Origin of the sequence: Tepidiphilus sp. J10, from assembly GCF_006980785.1 — a bacterium.
Classification (GTDB): domain Bacteria; phylum Pseudomonadota; class Gammaproteobacteria; order Burkholderiales; family Rhodocyclaceae; genus Tepidiphilus; species Tepidiphilus olei.
This window is the reverse complement of record NZ_SBHP01000004.1, coordinates 25,848-44,377: the sequence shown is the minus strand read 5'-3', so window position 1 is coordinate 44,377 and position 18,530 is coordinate 25,848. Positions and strand designations below refer to the sequence as shown.

Genomic DNA, 18,530 nt, shown 5'->3' with positions numbered 1-18,530 from the left:
TGAGTAAAAATTTTGCTCGGGGATTATACGCTGCCGGCTTCGACCTCGGCCGGACGGGCGAGTTCGATCTGTAATCGCAGCCGCTCGACGCCGTTCCACGCATCGCGTATGGGACGGTAGGCGAGCTCGACCTCGGAGGGCAGCGGTTCGGCATGGCCGAAGAAGATCGCCTCGCACGATTGGCGGGCACGGCGCAGCTTGAGCTGCAGGTGCGCGTCCTTGAGGAGGCGCTGTTCGGTGACCGTGAAGGCGTCGAGAAAGACCGGCGGGGGGAAACCCTGTCCCCAGACTTCGCCCTCGAGCCGGCCGACGGTGGCGAGCGTGAGCGCTTCGAGCGGAAGCGACCCGTCGGTGGGCAGCTCCGCCACGCCCAGCGCTTCGGTGCCGATCGTGTGCGCCGCCTCTTCGAACGCCTGCTCGAAGCGGGCGAGGTCGGCGGCGCGCAGGGTCACCCCGGCGGCCATGGCGTGTCCGCCGAAGCGCAGTAACAGCCCGGGGTGTTTCTTGCTGATCCAGTCCAGCGCATCGCGCAAGTGCAGTCCGGGGACGGAGCGCCCGGAGCCCTTGAGCAGATCTTCATCGCCCGGAGCGAAGGCGAAGACGGGGCGATGGTAGCGCTCCTTGATGCGCCCGGCGACGATGCCGATCACGCCCTGATGCCACTCGGGGTGGAAGAGCGTGAGGGTGGCGCGTCCCTCGAGCGCGAGGGCATCGAGCGCGAGCTCGGCCTGCTCGCGCATCTGCGCTTCGATGCCGCGCCGCTCCCGGTTGATGTCTTCGAGCCGCTGGGCGAGTTCCAGCGCGCGGCTCGGGTCGTCCTCGAGCAGGCAGGCAATGCCCAGGCTCATGTCTTCCAGCCGTCCGGCGGCGTTGAGGCGGGGGCCGAGAAAGAATCCCAGATCCTGGGCGGTGGCGCGGGCGGGGTCTCGTCGGGCCACCTGGAAGAGGGCGCGCATGCCCGCCTGCATCCGGCCGGCGCGGATGCGGCTCAGCCCCTGGGTGACGAGGATGCGGTTGTTGTGATCGAGCCGTACGACGTCGGCGACCGTTCCCAGAGCGACGAGGTCGAGCAAGTGTGCAAGATTGGGTTCGGGGCGGGCCGCGAACGCGCCGCGGTGGCGCAGCTCGGCGCGCAGGGCCAGCATCACGTAGAAGACGACTCCCACGCCGGCGATCGCCTTGCTGGGGAAGTCGCAGCCAGGCTGATTGGGATCGACGATGGCGTCGGCTTCGGGCAGGACGTCGCCGGGAAGGTGGTGGTCGGTGATCACGAGGCTCATGCCGAGCGCCCGGGCGGCCGCAGCCCCTTCGACGCTGGCGATGCCGTTGTCGACCGTGATGAGCACGTCCGGTGCGAAACGTTCGGCGGCGAGCGCCACGATCTCGGGCGAGAGCCCGTAGCCGTAGGTGAAGCGGTTGGGAACGAGGAAATCGGCCCGGGCCCCTAGGGCGCGCAGCGCGCGTACGGCCACGGCGGTGGCGGTGGCACCGTCGCAGTCGTAGTCGCCGACGACCACGATGCGCGCCTGTGCTTCGATTGCATCGGCCAACAGCTCGGCCGCCTCGCGCGTGCCTTTCATCGCCTCGGGCGGCACGAGGCGTGTGAGCGCCGTGTCGGTCTCGGCGGGGTGCTCGATGCCGCGGGCGGCGTAGAGGCGGGCGAGCAGGGGGTCGATGCCGGCTTCGAGCAGTCGCTCCAGGGCGCGGCGCGGCGTGGGGCGGACGGTGGGACGGGGGGTCATTGGGCGGTTTCCTCCAGCAGCCGCGCGAGTGTGTGCGGGCGGCGAAACAGGCGGCGCAAAGGAGCGAGGCGGCGGCGCGATGGGGTGATCTCCAGGCGCACACTCGCCTTGTCGCCGGGCAGCAGGAGCGAGAGGCGCGGCAGGCGGGCTTCGAGCCCGGCGAGCCAGTCGCGATCGAGGGTGGTGAGGGCCGTGCGCCAGGCGGTGAGGTCGAGCCGGCGGCAAGGGGCTTCGGCGGCATCGAGGAGCGCCACGTCGAATTCCTGCCCCGTGTCGTGCCCGGCGAGCACGAGGTCGTGTCCGGCGGCGCTCGCCCAGCCGCGTGCGAGGGGATCGAGCGTATCCATGCCGAGCACGCGGCGGAAGGGGACGGCGTTCGCCGCGGGCTGTTCGTTGCCCCACAACCACAGAGAATCGAGGGTGGGCCATCCCCGGCGGCGGCGTTCAGCATTGACGGGATGTGCGTGCAGCCAGACCTGGATTTCGTTCATCAAGCGTCGCCAGCGCCGGGCGTCTTCCCCTTGTGGTAAAAGGAGGTCGAGCGAGCGGCCGGAGGCTTCGTCGAGCGGGACGAAACGCACCCCCTCGGCAGGAGCGGCGAGCCGCAAGTAGCCGCACTGCGGCGTGGCGAGCTCGAATCCCAGGATCCACTCTGGAGCGAGCTGCGTGAGCCAGGCAGAGAGATCGGAGGCCAGGGCAGCGGCTTCTTCAGAGTCGAGTCCCGCTTCGCTCGGCTCGGTGACGACAATGCGATCGCGCGCGAGCGTCAGCGTCACCGGGTCGGCGCACAGCAGGAAACCGCCGGGGGGCGCCCCTGCGTCACCCCGCCAGCGCAGCTCGGCGAGCGGGGCCGGTGCCGGTCCCAGCACGGTGGCAAGCGTTTCGCGGTATGATCTCGGCGATTCGCGACGGCAGGCGCCCACGGCGAGCCAGCGTTCGAGCGTGGGGTGCGCAACGCCGTCGAGCAGGCCGTGCGCGCCGGCATTGGGCCAGAGCAAGCCGGGGAGGACGACGGTCGGAATCATGGGGCGATTGTACCGTCGACGACGTGCCCCACGGAAAACGGAAAAGGAACGATGTACGAAGGGTTCATCGGCTGGCGCTATACGCGTCGGCAACGCGGCACGCGCGGGCGCAACGCGTTCGTGTCGTTCATCTCGCTGGTCTCCATGCTGGGCCTGATGCTGGGCGTGGCCGCCCTCATCGTGGTGCTGTCGGTGATGAACGGGTTTCAGGACGAACTGCGTCATCGCATCCTGGGGGTTGCCTCGCACATAGAGGTGTCGTCCCAGAGGGGGATGCTCGAAGCCTGGCCGGCGGTGCTCGATCGGGTGCGGCGTCATCCGGAGGTGCTCGGGGCTGCACCCTTCATCCAGGAACAGGCGATGGTGAGCGGCAATGGCCGTGTGCAAGGGGTAGGCGTGCGGGGCATCGAGCCCTCGCTCGAGCGTGGCGTCGCCCAGTTCGACGATTATCTGCGGGCGGGCAGCCTGGATGCCTTGCAGCCTCATTCCTACGGGATCATTCTGGGCACGGATCTGGCGCGACGCCTGGCCGTGGGGATGGGCGACGAGGTGACGCTGATCGCGCCCACGGCAACGACGACGATTGCGGGTGTCATGCCACGGGTGCGCGCCTTTCACGTGGTCGGACTCTTCGAGTCCGGCATGTATGAATACGACTCGGGGCTGGTGCTGGTGCATCTGCGCGATGCCCAGGCGCTCTATCGCTACGGCGAGGCGGTTACCGGGGTGCGCCTGAAAGTGCGCGACCTCTTCGCTGCGCCGGCTGTGGTGCGTCAACTCGCTCCGACGCTGCCCGCCGGCTTGTGGCTGCGCGACTGGACGCAGACGCACGCCAATTTCTTCCGCGCCGTGCAGCTGGAGAAAACGATGATGACCCTCATCCTCTTTCTCATCGTGGCGGTGGCCGCGTTCAACATCGTCTCGACCCTGGTGATGGCAGTACAAGACAAAACCGCCGACATTGCCATTCTGCGCACCCTCGGTGCCAGCCCGGCTTCCATCATGGCGATTTTCATCGTGCAGGGCACGACCATCGGCGTGCTGGGGCTGACGGCGGGGCTCGCGCTGGGGCTGGCGATCGCGCACCACCTCGACGTGGTGGTGCCGGCGCTCGAACATCTCACCGGGGCAACCTTGTGGAACAAGGAGATCTACTTCCTGAGCGAGCTACCCTCGAAGGTGCTCGCTGCCGACGTGCTGCGCGTGCTCACCGGTTCTTTCGTGCTCACCTTGCTCGCCACCCTCTATCCCAGCTGGCGCGCTTCGCGCCTGCAACCGGCCGAGGCGTTGCGCCATGAGTGAGACGACGATGACGCCCGACGCCCCGGTGCTGCAGGCGCAGGGGCTGAGCAAGGTGTACCTCGACGCCGGCGCACCGCTCACCATCCTCGAGGGCGTGGATTTGTCGGTTCAGGCTGGCGAGCGGGTGGCCATCGTCGGCGCCTCGGGCTCGGGCAAGAGCACCTTGCTGCACCTGCTCGGCGGGCTCGATCGACCGAGCAGCGGAGAAGTGCGCTGGTCGGGGCGGGCGGTGTTCGCGCTCGACGAGGCGGCACGCGGGCGGTTGCGCAATGCCATGCTCGGTTTCGTCTATCAATTCCATCATCTGCTGCCGGAATTCACCGCGCTCGAGAACGTGGCGCTACCGTGGATGATCCGGCGCCGGCCGAAGGCCGAGGCACTGGAGCGGGCCCGCGCGCTGCTGTGTGAAGTCGGGCTGGAGGCGCGCCTCGCGCATTTCCCGTCCCAGCTCTCGGGCGGTGAGCGCCAGCGCGTAGCGATCGCCCGGGCGCTGGTCACCGAGCCACTCTGCCTGCTCGCCGATGAGCCCACCGGCAACCTCGACCGGGCGAATGCCGAGCGCGTCTTCGAATTGCTGCTCGCGCTCACCCGCACGCGCGGCATGGCGCTGGTGGTCGTCACCCACGACGAGCGCCTGGCCGCCCGGCTCGACCGCCGGCTCGTGCTGGAAGCGGGGCGGCTGGTAGCAGTATGATGTAGTGATGTCAGCTCATCCCTGCTTCTTCCTGCTTCTTTTTAGGTGCAAGGGAAGTCGTCGCCATGCGATGGCGGCTCTGGCGTCGTTGCCACTGGTGAATCAGATGCCAGCGCCACCAGGCGCGCACGAGGAAATAGCCTGCAATGGCAAGCGTGCTTGCCAGCACGAAGAGGCCGAGAAAAAGCGGTGTCCCCAAGGAGGCCACCCAGGCGAACGCCTGATCCATCCATTCACCCAGGCTTTGCTCACCCCATTCGGGCGCGGGCTGGAATCCGCCGTTTTCTCGTCCGAGCAGGAAGCTTCCGATCTGGAAGGCGGCGAAATAGATCACGGGGATGGTGAAGGGGTTCGTATAGAGGGTGGTGAACACGGCGACCGGCAGATTGGCGCGAAAGAGGACGCACAGGAGCGCGGCCGTGAGCATCTGGAACGGTCCGGGGATGAGACCGCACCACAGGCCGATGGCCACACCCGCCGATACGGAGCGGCGGTTGATGTGCCACAGGCGCGGGTGGAGCAGGGTGTTGCGGAAAGGACGCAGCCAGCGGTTGTCGCGCACGACTTCGTGATTCGGCAGAATGCGTTTGAACCAGCGGCGCATGGGAACCTCAGGGCGAGGAGCGATCGAGCAAAAATTCCTCGACGATGGCGATCTGTTCCCGATCCATCAGCGCCGGGGCGTGGCCGACGCCGGGGATCTCGACCAGCTTGGCGCGCGGGCCGCGGCGGGTCATCGCCTCGGCGGTCTCGTGTGTGAGGAGGTCCGATTCGGCGCCGCGCAGCACCAGGGTGGGGCAGCGGATGGCGTCCCACAAGGCCCAGAGGTCGACGTCGAGTGCCGGCTGCGTCTGGAAGGGGACGGCAATGCCCGGGTCGTAGCGCAGCACCCAGCGGCCGTCCACGTCCTGGCGCACCGAATGTAAAGTGAGATGCCGCCACTGCGCGTCCGTGAGCGGCCCGAAGGGAGCGTGGATGCGCCGCAGGTAGGCTTCGGCCTCTTCCAGGCTGGCGAAGCGGGGCATTTCGCCCACGTAGCGCCCGATGCGTTCGAGCGAGGCGGCCGAGAGCACGGGGCCCACGTCGTTGAGCACCAGCTTGTCGATCGGGCTCATGGGCTGCGCGGCGAGCGTCATGCCGATCAATCCCCCCATGGAGGTACCGACCCAGTGCAGGGTCTTGGGGCGGATCTTGCCGAGCAGGGTGAGCATGTCCGAGACATAGAGCGGGATCGTGTAGTCGGTCTTCACGGTGAGCCAGTCGGAGAGCCCCCGGCCGACTACGTCGGGGCAAATGACCCGATAATAGGGTGCGAGCGCGCGGGCGAGTTCGTCGAAGTCGCGTCCGGTGCGCGTGAGACCATGCACGCACAGCAGCACCCTGGGGTTGGTAGGGTCGCCCCATTCGTAGTAGACCATACGGTGGATGCCGTGCGGGCCGACGCACATGATGTGATCGGTGCGCATTTCGGTGGGGTGGTCGGTGCGGCGCGGCGCAAATCCGCCGTCGGGGGTACGTGAGGCGGGGCGCGCGCCGGCGAGCCAGCGCTTGGCGCGTTCGAGCCAGTCGGCCAGACTCATGGGGAATGCTCCTCTTCGCAGGAAGGTTCTTGCCAGAGAGAATACCAGTAGCGCTGGGTTTGCGCACGCCAGGCACGCACCGTCGGCTCGTTCCTGCCGAAGAAGGCCGTGATCGCACCGTCGCGGTCGCTGCGCCACGCTCGTGCGCCGGCCTGACGCCAGGCCGTGGCGACCTCACAGGCTGGATGGTGGAAGCGATTGCGGTAGCCGACGGCATAGACGACATGGTGCGCACCCGTGGCCTCGATCCATTCGGGGGCAGAGCTCGTCTTGCTGCCATGATGCCCGGCGACGATGATCTCGGCGCGCAGCGCTTGCGCCGGCAAGGTGGCGATCAGATGACGTTCGCCGCGCAGGCTCAGGTCGCCCGACACGATCGCCGCACCGGCTTTCGTCTCTACGCGCAGCACGCAGGAGGCATCGTTGTCCCCGCGCCCTTTCCAGGGGTCGGCAAGGTCGGGATGGAGGATGGCAAAGCGCACGCCGTCCCATTCCCAGCGATCGTCGCGGCTGCAGGGTAGCGCCAGCGGATGGAGCGCCGCGAGGCCCGATTCATCCATGCCGCCGGCGAGCACGGAGGCCACGGGGACTACCCGCGCGAGCGCAGGCCAGCCGCCCACGTGGTCGTTGTCCGGGTGAGAGAGGATGACCCGATCGAGCCGGCGCACGCCTTGGGTGCGAAGATAGGGGACGAGCACGTGGCTGCCGGCGTCGAACCCGCCCTGCCGCGGGCCGGTGTCGAAGACGAGGTCGTGCGCGGCGGTCTGCACGTGTACCGCCAGCCCCTGTCCGACGTCGAGCACCGTGAGGCGTGCCTCTCCCGGTCCCGGGCGCGGCGGCTGCCAGAGGAAAATCAGGGAAAATCCGGCGAGCACGGCGAGCGCGCGCGCCGGCGTGCCGCGTGGCAGGAGCGCCCAAGCGATTGCGGCGGTAGCGGCGAGCACCACGGGCCACGGCGGAGGTGGCAGGCTCAGCATCGCACCGGGTATCGAGGCACAAAAACGCAACACCGCTTCGAGCGCGGCAATGCTCGCATCGAAGACGCCGACGAAAAATCCGGTGGGAAAGACGAGCACCAGCAGCGCGAGCGGGGTGACCACCCAGCTCACCCAGGGAATGGCGACCAGATTGGCCAGTGTGCCGAGTGCGGCGACGTTGCCGAACCAGCCGAGCACTACGGGCGCCAAAAGTAAGGTCATGCGCCATTGCAGCAGGACGAGGTCGCGGCCCGAGGCGAGCAGGGAGCGGTACCACGGTGGGGAGCCTACCAGGCTTGCCGACTCGGGCGCGAGCAGGTCCTGCGTCGAGGGCGAGCCTTGGACGATGATCGCGCCCATGGCGAGGAAAGAGAGCCAAAAACCGGGCGCGCCCACCGCCCAGGGATCGAAGACGAGCACCGCCCACAGGCTCAGCATCAACACCGACCAGGAAGAGACGAAACGTCCGCTGGCGAAGGCCAGCGCCGCCGCCATCAGCATCGTCACCGTGCGCTGCGTGGGTATTCCCAGGCCGGAGAGCGCCGCATAGGCGAGCGCCGCGAGCACGCCGGCGATCAATCCTACTTGCCGTGCCGGCAAGCGCAGCAGACGGGCGGGATCGCGTCGCCACAGCGCCGCCGCGATGCCGCCGGCGAGCAGCGCCACCAGCGTTACGTGGAGCCCCGAGATGCTGACCAGGTGCGCCGTGCCGGTGGCGGCGATCGTCTGCCAGGTATCATCGTCGAAACCGCCCCGCTCGCCGATCGCCAGCGCACCCAGCCAATCGCCGTGGCGCGCCCCCGTGCGTTCCAACCGTTGCCGTGCCGCCTCGCGCCAGCGCTCGAGCAGCACCCGCGGGGTCCAGACGGTGCCGGGAAGGGCCGTGGGCGGTGCCGTCACCCGGCCGGTGGCGCCGATACCCCGGGAAAACCAGAAAAACTCGCGATCGAAAACGCCGGCATCGGCGAGTCCGTGCGGCGGACGCAGGGTCACCCGCAGCCGCCAGCGCGAACCGGGCTGCCAGAAAGCATCGGGAAAAGGCGGGGCGTTTCGCGCCGCAGGAGCGAGTAACCACAGGGTGGACGGAACGCCCGCCGGAGCCTCGTCGACGGCGAAGGCGAAACGGCGACCGGTTTCATCGGCCGCCCCCAGAGCGCGCACGTAGCCCTCGACTGCGAGCTCACGCTCGGCGAGCGCTTCCGGCAGGCGGTCGGCCAGGCGCACCGCGCTGCGCCAGCCGCTCGAGGAGAAGGCGAGCAGGAAGGCGGCAAGCAGAATCAGCCCGTGCGCGCGCAGATCCGGCGCGTCGGGTGCTTCGCGCCAGCGCCGCCACCCCAGGACGAAGGCGAGCGCGCCGGCAAGGAACAGGGCCGAGAACGTCCCCCGGCCCGGCAGCGCCGGCAACAGGTGCAGCGCGACGCAACCGAGCAGCCAGCCGGGGGCGAGCGTGGCGATCACGGCTGACCATCCCGCCGGCGGTCAATGCAGGTAGCGTGGACCCGACGGCGTGTGATTGAGATCGTCGCTCTCGTTTGCCTCCTGGGCGGGCAGCTCGGCGTGTACCAATTCGCCCTCGGTATTGGGAAAGAGCGGAGCGCCGCAGTCGTCGCAGAATTCGAGCGGCAGGGTACGGCGCAAGGTCACGATGTCGTGGATGCCGACCGCCTTGAGGGTCTCCTGGATCTGCCGCTCCGCTTCGGCTTCGGTTTCGTCGGCGCCGAGCAGAGGCCAAGGAATGCCGTGCACCACCTGGCCGCCATGCTTGAGCGCGAGTCCGATGCGGTATTCGAATTCACCCTGGCTTTCGCAGGGTGCGACCACGGCGCGCAGATGGCTCGCGGCAATATTGGCTTCGGCGGCAAGAAAAGCGATCGCGGCGTGGATCGCGAAGGGGCGGGCGTCGCGGTTCGCCTTGCGCGATGCGGTGAAGTACGCGTCGGGCAATTCCGGTTCGGTGCCGCAGCCGGGCATGAGCTGGGCGAGCACCGGCCCGGCCTGTTTGCGCCATTGGGCAAACGCGAAATCCCGGTCTCCCTCTGCTTCCTGCCAGGTGAAGATGGGGTTTTCCTTGGGCACCGCAGCGGCCACCAAGACGTAGCGGATGTCGGAAAGAAAGACGGCCGACTCGGGCAGTGCATCGCGATCGACGGCATGATCGCGCTCGGCGAGCGCATCCTTGCCAGCAGCCAGCAGCCAACGCCGTGTGGCGACGAATCCCTCGGGCAGTTGGTCCGGGCTGAAGAGATAGTCGAAGATCGCGAATTTCACCCCGGCGGCGAAGACGTGCGCTCCCAGGTGTACCCGAAGGTTCTCGCGAACGGCCTGGGGAATGGGGCGGGCAGGGATCTGGAAACGTGACCAGGCGAGCACGGGAGCGGCTACCAGCACCAGGTCGTGGTTCTTGTCGAAGGCGGTGAGCGTTTCGGCCTCCGAGTCGAGCACGTCGCTCAACTCTTCGTAAGCCTGTAGCTCACTTTGGTAGAGGTGGTCGAGGGCGCGTTCGATCGCGATTTCGTTCCCGGCTTCGAGCAAGGCGCGTACCGCTTCGCCGAGCAGTCGTTCCCAGTAGCGATCTTCGATGCGGCTGCCAGAATGGGCCAACCCTTTGGCGAGCCAACTCAGGCGCTCGGCTTCGCGCGGCAGGCCACTCGGGCGGGGAATGCGGGTTTTCTTCTTCATGGTGTCGCTCCAAAAACCCGTCTCACAGATCGGCGTATTTTTGCATTTTTTGCAGGTGCTGCATGATCACGGCAGCGATTTCCTCGATCGATTTGGTCGTCGAATCGATCCATGGAATCCCTTCGCGGCGCATCAGCGCCAAGGCTTCTTCCACTTCCTTGCGGCAGTTCTCCAATGAAGCATAGACGCTGTTGGGACGTCGCTCCTCGCGGATCTGCGCCAGACGCTCCGGGGCGATCGTCAGGCCGAAGAGCTTGCGTCGATGGGTCTTGAGCGGCGCCGGCAGGGCTTTGCGCTCGAAATCCTCGGGGATGAGGGGGTAATTGGCCGCCTTCACCGCATACTGCATGGCCAGGTACAGGCTCGTCGGCGTCTTTCCCGAACGGGATACCCCGATGAGGATGATGTCGGCGTCGTCGAGCGTGCCGTCCTGCACGATTCCGTCGTCGTGCGAGAGAGCGAAGTTGATCGCCTCGATCCGGCGCTGGTAGCTGCGATTGTCGAGGATGCCGTGGAAACGCCCCACCGCGTGCGTGCTCGGCATGCCCAGCTCGCGCTCGAGCGGTCCGAGAAAGGTGCCGAACAGATCGACGATGTGCGCTTCGGCCCGGTGCAGTACGGCCACGACGGCAGGTTGCACCAGGGTGCTGAAGACGATGGGACGTATTCCCGTGCGCCGCTTCACGCGCTGGATTCGCTCGACGAGGTCGCTCGCCTTCTCCGGTGCATCGATGAAGGGGGCGCGTACTTCGTCGTAGTCCAGATCGGGGAATTGCGCGAGCAGACTGTGACCGAGCGTCTCGGCGGTGATGCCGGTGCCATCGGACACGTAAAACACGGTACGCTTGGTGGATTCGAGCATGGGCAGAAGGGATGCAGGCGCCGGGCGGACGTCTCGTGCTTACCAAAACGGAAGAAAACGCTTAGAATACCATCTTTCCGTGCCTCACGAACTCAGGAAAGGCTACGATGACTCGATACGTGATCCCCTTCAACGAGCTGCGCATGACCGACGTCGGCATCGTCGGCGGCAAGAACGCTTCGCTCGGCGAGATGATCAGCCAGCTGCCTGCGGACGTGCGCGTGCCGGGCGGTTTCGCCACCACCGCCGAGGCCTACCGCCTGTTCCTCGCGCAAAATGGCCTCGCGCAGCGCATCCACGATGCGCTCGATGCGCTCGACGTGGACGACGTCACGGCGCTGGCCAAGACCGGCGCCGAGATCCGCCGCTGGATCATGGAGACGCCTTTTCCTGCCGAGTTCGAAGCCCAGATTCGCGCCGCGTACGCCGAACTCGTCGCGCGCGAGGGCGAAGGGGCGAGTTTCGCCGTGCGCTCGTCGGCCACCGCCGAGGATCTGCCCGATGCCTCCTTCGCCGGCCAGCAAGAAACGCTCTTGAACGTCTCCGGTATCGAGAACATCCTGCATGCCATCAAGGAAGTCTTCGCCTCGCTCTACAACGATCGGGCGATCGCCTACCGTGTGCACAAAGGATTCCGCCACGCCGAAGTCGCGCTTTCGGCCGGCGTGCAGCGCATGGTGCGCTCCGACGTGGGTGCCTCCGGCGTGATGTTTACCATCGACACCGAATCCGGTTTTCGCGACGTCGTCTTCATCACCGCCTCTTATGGCTTGGGCGAGATGGTAGTGCAAGGGGCCGTCAACCCCGACGAATTCTATGTCCATAAACCCACCCTCATGCAGGGAAAGCCCTCCATCATTCGCCGCAATCTCGGCTCCAAGCTCATCAAGATGGTCTTCGGCGAACCGGGAGAGGGCGTGCGCGTGAAAGTGGTCGACGTGCCCGAATCCGATCGCAACCGCTTCTGCCTCGAAGACGCCGACATCCTCGAGCTCGCTCGCTACGCCGTCGTCATCGAACGCCACTATGGCCGTCCCATGGACATCGAATGGGGCAAGGACGGCATCGACGGCAAGATCTACATCTTGCAGGCGCGTCCCGAGACGGTGAAGTCGCAGGAAAGCGGCCGCGTCATGGAGAAATACCGCCTCAAGCAGCACGGCAAGGCGCTGGTGCATGGGCGCGCCATCGGGCAGAAAGTCGGCGTGGGACCGGTGCGCATCGTCACCGACCCCAGCCAGATGGACCGCGTGCAGCCAGGCGACGTGCTCGTCACCGACATGACCGACCCCAACTGGGAGCCGGTGATGAAACGCGCCGCCGCCATCGTCACCAACCGCGGCGGGCGTACCTGCCACGCCGCCATCATCGCCCGCGAATTGGGGATCCCCGCCATCGTCGGCTGCGGCAACGCCACCGAAGTGCTACAGGAAGGGGAAGTGGTCACGGTCTCCTGCGCCGAAGGGGATACCGGCTACGTCTATCGTGGCAAGCTCGACTTCGAAGTACAACGCACCGACCTCGGAACGCTGCCCGAGCTGCCGGTCAAGATCATGATGAACGTGGGTAATCCCGAACTCGCCTTCGAGTTCGCCCAGATCCCCAACGCCGGCGTGGGTCTCGCCCGGGTGGAGTTCGTCATCAACAACGTCATCGGCGTGCATCCGCGGGCCATCCTCGAATTCGACCAAATTTCGGCCAAGCTGCGTGAGGAGATCGCTCGCCGTGCCCGCGGTTACGCCAGCCCGCGCGCCTTCTACGTCGAGAAGCTCGCCGAAGGCATCGCCACCATCGCCGCCGCGTTCTATCCGCAGCCGGTGATCGTGCGCCTGTCGGATTTCAAATCGAACGAGTACCGCAAGCTCCTGGGCGGCGAGATCTACGAGCCCGAGGAAGAAAACCCCATGTTGGGCTTTCGCGGCGCGGCGCGCTACATTGCGCCGAGTTTCCGCGAATGCTTCGAGATGGAATGCGAGGCGGTGAAGAAAGTGCGCGACGAGATGGGGCTCACCAACGTCAAAGTGATGATCCCCTTCGTGCGCACAGTGGGCGAGGCGGAGCGTGTGGTCAAGCTCCTGGCGGCCAACGAGCTCGAGCGCGGCAAGAACGGGCTCGAGCTCATCATGATGTGCGAGATTCCCTCGAACGCGCTGCTCGCAGAGGCGTTTCTCGAGCACTTCGACGGGTTCTCCATCGGTTCGAACGACCTCACCCAGCTCACGCTGGGCCTGGATCGCGACTCGGGGCTAGTGGCCGAATCCTTCGACGAACGCGATCCGGCGGTGCAAGTCCTGCTCGGCATGGCGATCGATGCCTGCAACCGGCTCGGCAAATACGTCGGCATCTGTGGTCAGGGGCCGTCGGATCATCCAGATCTGGCTGAATGGCTGATGGAGCGCGGTATCCAAACGATCTCGCTCAATCCCGACACCGTCATCGACACCTGGTTCAAGCTCGGTGCGCGACGCCGAGAGGGCGCCGAGGCTCGCTGAGCCTCGCTCGATCAGCGCTCGATGCGATAGATCAAATCGCCTCCCTGTGACGTCGGGCTCGAGAAGAGCTCGATGCGCAGGTGGCGACTCAAGCGATACTCCGTGATCACTTTGCCTACGCCGTCGGTCACGCCGATGGCGTAGCGCACCAATAAGTCGGGCCCCAGGCGTTTGCCCAAGGTGAGCTGGCTGCTGCCGTTTCCCGACCCGTTCGACAGTCCCACTTCATCCAAGCCCAAGGCCAGTCCGATCTCGCGCGCGATCTGTTCCCCACGGTTCACGCCCAGGCTGGAGAGGGCGCCGAGCAGGAGCTGTGCTTCACCTCCACGCACCTGAGACAGACGATGTCCCGTGAGCAGTAAGCTCAAGGCCTCGGCTTCGGGCAACGCGGGTTGGGCATAGACTCGGCTGCGGGGTTGTTGCAGGCTGCCCAGTAGTTCCAATCCCGCAAGATACGCACCGACCGTGCGTTCGGCGCGTACTTCGAGGATGGGGTTGTCGAGAGCGCCGGTAAAGAGGAGCCGTCCGCGGGCGATCTGCAGCGCTTGGCCATAGGCCTCGTAGCGCCCCTCTCGCAGCGAGACTTCGCCGAAGGCGGCAAGCGGCAAATGGCCATCCCCACGAAGGCGAAGGTTGCCGGAAAGTTTGGTAGAAAAACCGAACCCTTCCAACGAGACCCGCTCTCCCAGCACCACGTCTACATCGACACCGAGGGGGTAGGGAGCAGGGGGCGGACTTTGGCCGACGACTCGCAGATCCGCGCTCTCCTTCACGGCGCCTTCGGGAAGGGTACGGATCTTGGCTTCGGCCCGGGGCAGCAACAAATGGCCGCGAAGGAGCGCCATGCGTTCGTCGGCCGTCAAACGCAAGTTCGGGCTGGCATCCACCGTGAGTTCGGGCGTACGGAGCACGGGCAGCGCTTCTCCTTGGAGATCGAGCCGTGCCTGCCACTGGGGCAGATCGGCGAGCAGCGCGACGCCGTTCAGATGCAACGACCCGCCGCTCGCCCCGGCGAGGCTGCCTTCGAGGGCAACCCGGCGGGAGGGATCCACCCTCAGGTGCAAGCGGCCATCGACGTAGCGCACGCCCGTGGGGGGCAATTCCAGCCGGGATAGATCGAGCACGAATTCCGCTTGTGGAAGGGGCGTGTCCACGGTTCCGCTCATGCGCACCGAGCCATCGAGCGAACCGTCGAGCGCGATTTGCTCGGGGGCGAATTCGCCCAGCCAGGAAAGCTGCGGCGCACGCACCGACAAGAGCCCTTCCAGCGACCGACGCCCTTCCAGCTGCGCCTGAATGTTCCCTTCCAGGAAGAGGCGTTGGGTGAGCGTGCCAGTAAACTCGAGCTTCAAGCGTTTGTCTCGTACCGTCAGGTGGGCGGCGACGTCACGATAGGGTAGAGCGAGCGGTTGGGAGGCGGGAGCGTGTAGGTGCACTTCATCGTCGGGAACGTGCACTTGCACATTCAGCTCCGGGGTCGGCCCCAGTTCCGCCTCGGCCCGGAGCGAGGCCGACGACGACGGTAAGCTCAAGGTGGGCGGTAGGAGCGCGTCGAGGAGCGCCAAGGGCAGCGTGGCCTCGAGCAGGGCACGCTGCTGGCCGTCAGCCTTCGTTTCCGCCATAAGACAGAGTTCGCTCTTGCGCAGCGTCTCTGCCGAGGCCGCGAAAGGCAAGTTGGTCGGGGCGAAGCAAGCCGGTCTCAGAGAGACCCGCAAGGCGTGCATGCGCAGCGAAGCGGGCGCTTTCAGGTGCCAGTCCCCGCCTGGGGTGCCGTTCAGGATCAGCCGCTCGAGCGTGCCGTTCCAGCGATTTTCCTGCAAGGCGCCCTGCAGGCCCAAGGCGACTCGGCCCACGTCGCTATCGAGTGTGAGGGTGAGGGCGTGCCCCGCCATCCGCCCTCGAGCAGAGAGGCTCGCCGAGCGCACATGTCTGCCAGCTCCCTTCAAATCACGGAGTGTGGTAGCAAGCTCCAGGCGATCTTGCCGGACCTCGGCTCGGAGCGAGAAAGCGGCCAGGGTCCACTCCGCCAAGGACAGCGCACGCCCTTCGAGCTGCCCCTTCACCTCGGGTCGATCCAAGGTTCCTGCGATCCGCCCTTCGCCCGCAAGCGATCCCTGAATCGGGGGAATGAGTCCGCCGGGTAGCGGCAGGGCTGCCAGTTGCGGCAGCCGTAGCCGATAGGCAAGGTCGAAAGGCGGGCTGGCGGTGCCTTCCAGCCAAACCGAGTTCTCACCCAAGGTGAGTTCGGCCGGCCGCAGACGCAAGCGGTCGCCTTCGAGGTCGAGTTCCATCCGTCCGGCGAGGGGACGTCCTTCGATTGCACCATTCAGCTCGGAAACCGATAGCTGCACCGCCAGCGGCGCTGTGCCCCAGTAACCCCGAGTCGTCAATTTCGCGCCGATCGATCCGTTCAGTGGGGATGCCAACCAGGGTCGCAGGGCCGCCAGGTCCACAGCCGAGAGTTCCATGGCGGCATCCCAGGCGATACCCTCGTCTCGTGGTTCGGCATCGAGGCGAGCCGAAATGCGTGCACCCAGGATGGTGCCAGCGAGATCATCCATCCGGAAACGCTGCCCGTCGCCCGAGACGGTGGCCCCTAGTTCGGCGAAATGCACGCCGCTCACTTCTCCTGCCAGGCCGTCGAGGCGGGCATGATAGAAAATTGCCCCGTCGGCCTCCCAGCGTAACCGGGCTCCGATCGACGCGAACTCGAGCGTTTCTCCGGAAGGCAAGCGCACGAGCAGCGATGCCACGTCGATGGCCGGTAGCGACACGGGCAGCGGTGGGGCGGGCAAGGTGAAGACAGGCAGGACGAAGGGCTCGTCTTCGTTCGTCTGCGCTTCGCCCTGGGGCAGATCGACCCGTACTCCCGTCAAGGCGAGCGTACGCAAGCGGGCGAGCGGCGCGCGCAGTGCAGGCCAATCCACGGCCAAGACGATTTCCTGCGCCGTCACCCTCAGACCGGCGTCGTCATCGTACGCCACCCCCTTCAGGCGCATTCCTTGCCATAGGGAGCCTTCGACCGCCTCGATCCTGAGCTCCGGAATCAGGCGTACCCCCATCCGTACTACGATCTGGGTGCCGCTGGTGGTGAAGAACACCCAGGCGAGGGCGAAGAAAATCCCCGGTACGAGCAAACCCAGCGCCCAGGAAAAGGAGCGCGCCAGCCGTATCCAGTGTTTCCGTGCCGCCATCAGAACGAGGCTCCGATACCGACGTGCAAACGAGGAGAAGGCGAATCCATGTCGAGGGGGTAGGCCACGTCCAGGCGCACCAGTCCCAGCGGTGAGCGCCAGCGCACGCCTACTCCCACGCCCGTCTTCAGATTCAGGTCGCTACGCCCGTCGAAGGCGTCGCCGCTGTCGACGAAAAGGGCACCGTACCAGTTGTTGGCGTGAATCGGGTGCATCACTTCGGCGCTCACCGTAAAGAGGTAGCGCCCTCCCACCACCTGACCACGCTCGTCTCGGGGGCCGATTTTCTCGAACCCGTAGCCGCGCACCGAATTGTCTCCTCCAGCGAAGAAGCGCAAGGATTTCGGCAGCCGTGCGAATTCATCCATCCACGTGAGCCCTAGATCCATCCGCCCTTTGAAGATGAAACGTCCCACGGAATGCGCGCCTACCCCACGCGTCACGATCTGCACGAAGTCGGTGGCACTCAAGAGTGCCTCGCTCGCGCCTTGCAGGGTGAAGTCCAGAGAATGCCCTCGAGTGGGAAAGAGTGGATCGTCGAATCGGCGATGCCCGAGCTTGACGCCGGCGAGCACGAAACCGTCTCCTCGTCGTGGCTGCCGGCCATACTCGGTACGCTCGTAACGATACTCACCAAAGAGCGCCTGCGTCCACCCATTACGCAAACGCGCGTACTGAGCCCCCAGCCGGGCCGAGTCGGAGATGATGTCGTTGGCGTCTTCCCGGTCGAGGCGGGTGTATAAGTCGAGCGAATCGGTCAGTGGCGAGCGCCCCGGAATGGTGTAGTTGCTCTCGATGTGCTGCAGCCGCGGAGAGAACTCCACGTTGCCCTTCCACTGATGCCCGCGGCGATTGACCCAGCGTCGCGTCGCGTCTGCTCCCAGTCGCGGTCCGGTATCGGTGGCGAACCCGACACGCAGGCCGTAGGCGGTGCGCTTGTTGGGCGTGAGTGCGACGTCGACGGGCACGGTCTGCGCCTGGCGTTGCTCGGTGAGCGGGTCGATGCGCACCTCGGCGAAATAACCACTGGCGCTCAGATTGCGGTAGATCTCGGCCAGCGCCTCGCCGTAGTATGGGTCGCCTTGGGTCACCGGCAACAAGCGCGCGACGAAGTCTTCGTCCAAGATGTCTTGCTCGACGCGGATCGTCCCAAAGTAATAGCGTGGTCCCGAGTCCAAGTGTAAGCCGATGCGGGCCGTGTTCGTCGCGGGATCCACCCAGAGTTCGCGCCGCCGGTAGTGCGCGTCGAGATAGCCTGCCGAACGGGCGCGATTGAGCAGCGTGTCGCGGATCTCTTCATAGAGCCCCTGATGCAATCGCGAGCCCTTTGCCAGCGGAAGCTCGTCGAGATAACGCCGTATCATCGGATCTCGTGCGAATTCGCCTTCGATCTCCACCTCCAGCACATCGATGAGCGTGGGCGGGCCCGGCTCGATTCGCAACACGGGCCGTTTGCAGTCCTCGGTGTGCTCCAAATCGGCCTCGATCGTCGCGTTGAAATGCCCCAAGGCGCGCAGCGCCGACGTAGCCGCGGCGCGCGCTTCGCGCAGATAGGCGCGCCAGCGCACTTCGGGGGCATCGCACGCAAGGCTCGAGGGGGGCGCCAGCTTCATCACGTTGGCAGCCAATTCTGGGTGTGCTTCTAGGCCGACGACGCGCAAGCGAGAAGGCGCGGCATCTGGTTGGGCTGGCACGGCATGGCGCGGAAAGAGCACGGCGAAGAACACGACCAAGGCGGCCAGAATCGGCAAACGATACGGCGCGTCGATGATGCGGCTCCAAACGGACGATGAGGGCGATGATAACCCGGTGGCAACTCACGAGGGAGTGTTCGTTCGCGAAACGAAGCGTTGCCGGAAGCTTGACATGCATCGGAGAATGGCTATAATTTCAATCTCCGTTGCGCGCCCGTAGCTCAGTTGGATAGAGTACCTGGCTACGAACCAGGGGGTCGTGGGTTCGAATCCTGCCGGGCGCGCCAAG

At 66.2% G+C, this 18,530-nt stretch carries 12 protein-coding genes and 1 tRNA gene; 4 read left to right on the top strand and 9 right to left on the bottom strand.

Annotated features, from left to right (window positions below):
* Window positions 1–23: 23 nt before the first annotated feature.
* Both recJ and EPD81_RS06855 read right to left on the bottom strand, forming a co-directional pair.
* Window positions 24–1,742 carry a single-stranded-DNA-specific exonuclease RecJ gene (gene recJ, locus EPD81_RS06860; RefSeq protein WP_142804718.1) on the bottom strand — a complete coding sequence of 573 codons (1,719 nt, stop codon included), beginning with the start codon at window positions 1,740–1,742 and terminating at the stop codon, window positions 24–26.
* Window positions 1,739–2,767 carry a hypothetical protein gene (locus EPD81_RS06855; RefSeq protein WP_142804717.1) on the bottom strand — a complete coding sequence of 343 codons (1,029 nt, stop codon included), beginning with the start codon at window positions 2,765–2,767 and terminating at the stop codon, window positions 1,739–1,741. Before EPD81_RS06855 ends, recJ begins: the two co-directional genes overlap by 4 nt.
* 51 nt (window positions 2,768–2,818) lie before the next feature.
* Between EPD81_RS06855 and EPD81_RS06850 the strand changes: the two genes are divergently transcribed.
* Entirely contained in the window at window positions 2,819–4,069 is a 1,251-nt protein-coding gene (locus EPD81_RS06850) for a lipoprotein-releasing ABC transporter permease subunit (RefSeq protein WP_142804716.1), read from the top strand.
* Window positions 4,062–4,763, top strand: a complete 702-nt coding sequence (locus tag EPD81_RS06845) for an ABC transporter ATP-binding protein (RefSeq protein ID WP_142804715.1) — start codon at window positions 4,062–4,064, stop codon at window positions 4,761–4,763. The genes EPD81_RS06850 and EPD81_RS06845 overlap by 8 nt, the downstream gene beginning before the upstream one ends.
* Window positions 4,764–4,773: 10 nt before the next feature.
* Here EPD81_RS06845 and EPD81_RS06840 read toward each other — a convergent pair whose 3' ends face one another.
* Genes EPD81_RS06840 through EPD81_RS06820 form a run of 5 tightly spaced genes read right to left on the bottom strand, consistent with a single transcriptional unit; the run spans window position 4,774 to window position 10,861 of the window.
* The gene (locus EPD81_RS06840) at window positions 4,774–5,367 is read right to left on the bottom strand and encodes a DUF2062 domain-containing protein (protein WP_142804714.1); all 594 of its coding nucleotides are present in this window, start codon (window positions 5,365–5,367) and stop codon (window positions 4,774–4,776) included.
* A gap of 7 nt (window positions 5,368–5,374) precedes the next feature.
* Entirely contained in the window at window positions 5,375–6,343 is a 969-nt protein-coding gene (locus EPD81_RS06835; protein WP_142804713.1) for an alpha/beta fold hydrolase, read from the bottom strand.
* Window positions 6,340–8,778: a DNA internalization-related competence protein ComEC/Rec2 gene (locus EPD81_RS06830; protein ID WP_142804712.1), complete on the bottom strand. Its 2,439-nt coding sequence runs from the start codon at window positions 8,776–8,778 to the stop codon at window positions 6,340–6,342. Before EPD81_RS06830 ends, EPD81_RS06835 begins: the two co-directional genes overlap by 4 nt.
* 21 nt (window positions 8,779–8,799) lie before the next feature.
* The gene (locus EPD81_RS06825) at window positions 8,800–9,999 is read right to left on the bottom strand and encodes a DUF2863 family protein (RefSeq protein WP_142804711.1); all 1,200 of its coding nucleotides are present in this window, start codon (window positions 9,997–9,999) and stop codon (window positions 8,800–8,802) included.
* 22 nt (window positions 10,000–10,021) lie between these two features.
* Window positions 10,022–10,861, bottom strand: a complete 840-nt coding sequence (locus EPD81_RS06820; RefSeq protein WP_142804710.1) for a pyruvate, water dikinase regulatory protein — start codon at window positions 10,859–10,861, stop codon at window positions 10,022–10,024.
* Window positions 10,862–10,968: 107 nt separating this feature from the next.
* Here EPD81_RS06820 and ppsA point away from each other — a divergent pair, with 107 nt between their 5' ends.
* A complete protein-coding gene (gene ppsA, locus EPD81_RS06815; protein ID WP_142804709.1) occupies window positions 10,969–13,353 on the top strand; it encodes a phosphoenolpyruvate synthase in 2,385 nt (794 codons plus the stop codon).
* Between the two features lie 11 nt (window positions 13,354–13,364).
* Here the strand turns inward: ppsA and EPD81_RS06810 are convergent, their stop codons facing one another.
* Window positions 13,365–16,547 carry a translocation/assembly module TamB domain-containing protein gene (locus EPD81_RS06810; protein ID WP_142804708.1) on the bottom strand — a complete coding sequence of 1,061 codons (3,183 nt, stop codon included), beginning with the start codon at window positions 16,545–16,547 and terminating at the stop codon, window positions 13,365–13,367.
* A complete protein-coding gene (locus EPD81_RS06805; RefSeq protein ID WP_142804707.1) occupies window positions 16,547–18,298 on the bottom strand; it encodes an autotransporter assembly complex family protein in 1,752 nt (583 codons plus the stop codon). The genes EPD81_RS06810 and EPD81_RS06805 overlap by 1 nt, the downstream gene beginning before the upstream one ends.
* A 153-nt stretch (window positions 18,299–18,451) precedes the next feature.
* Here EPD81_RS06805 and EPD81_RS06800 point away from each other — a divergent pair.
* A tRNA-Arg gene (locus tag EPD81_RS06800) sits at window positions 18,452–18,528 on the top strand.
* Window positions 18,529–18,530 lie beyond the last annotated feature (2 nt).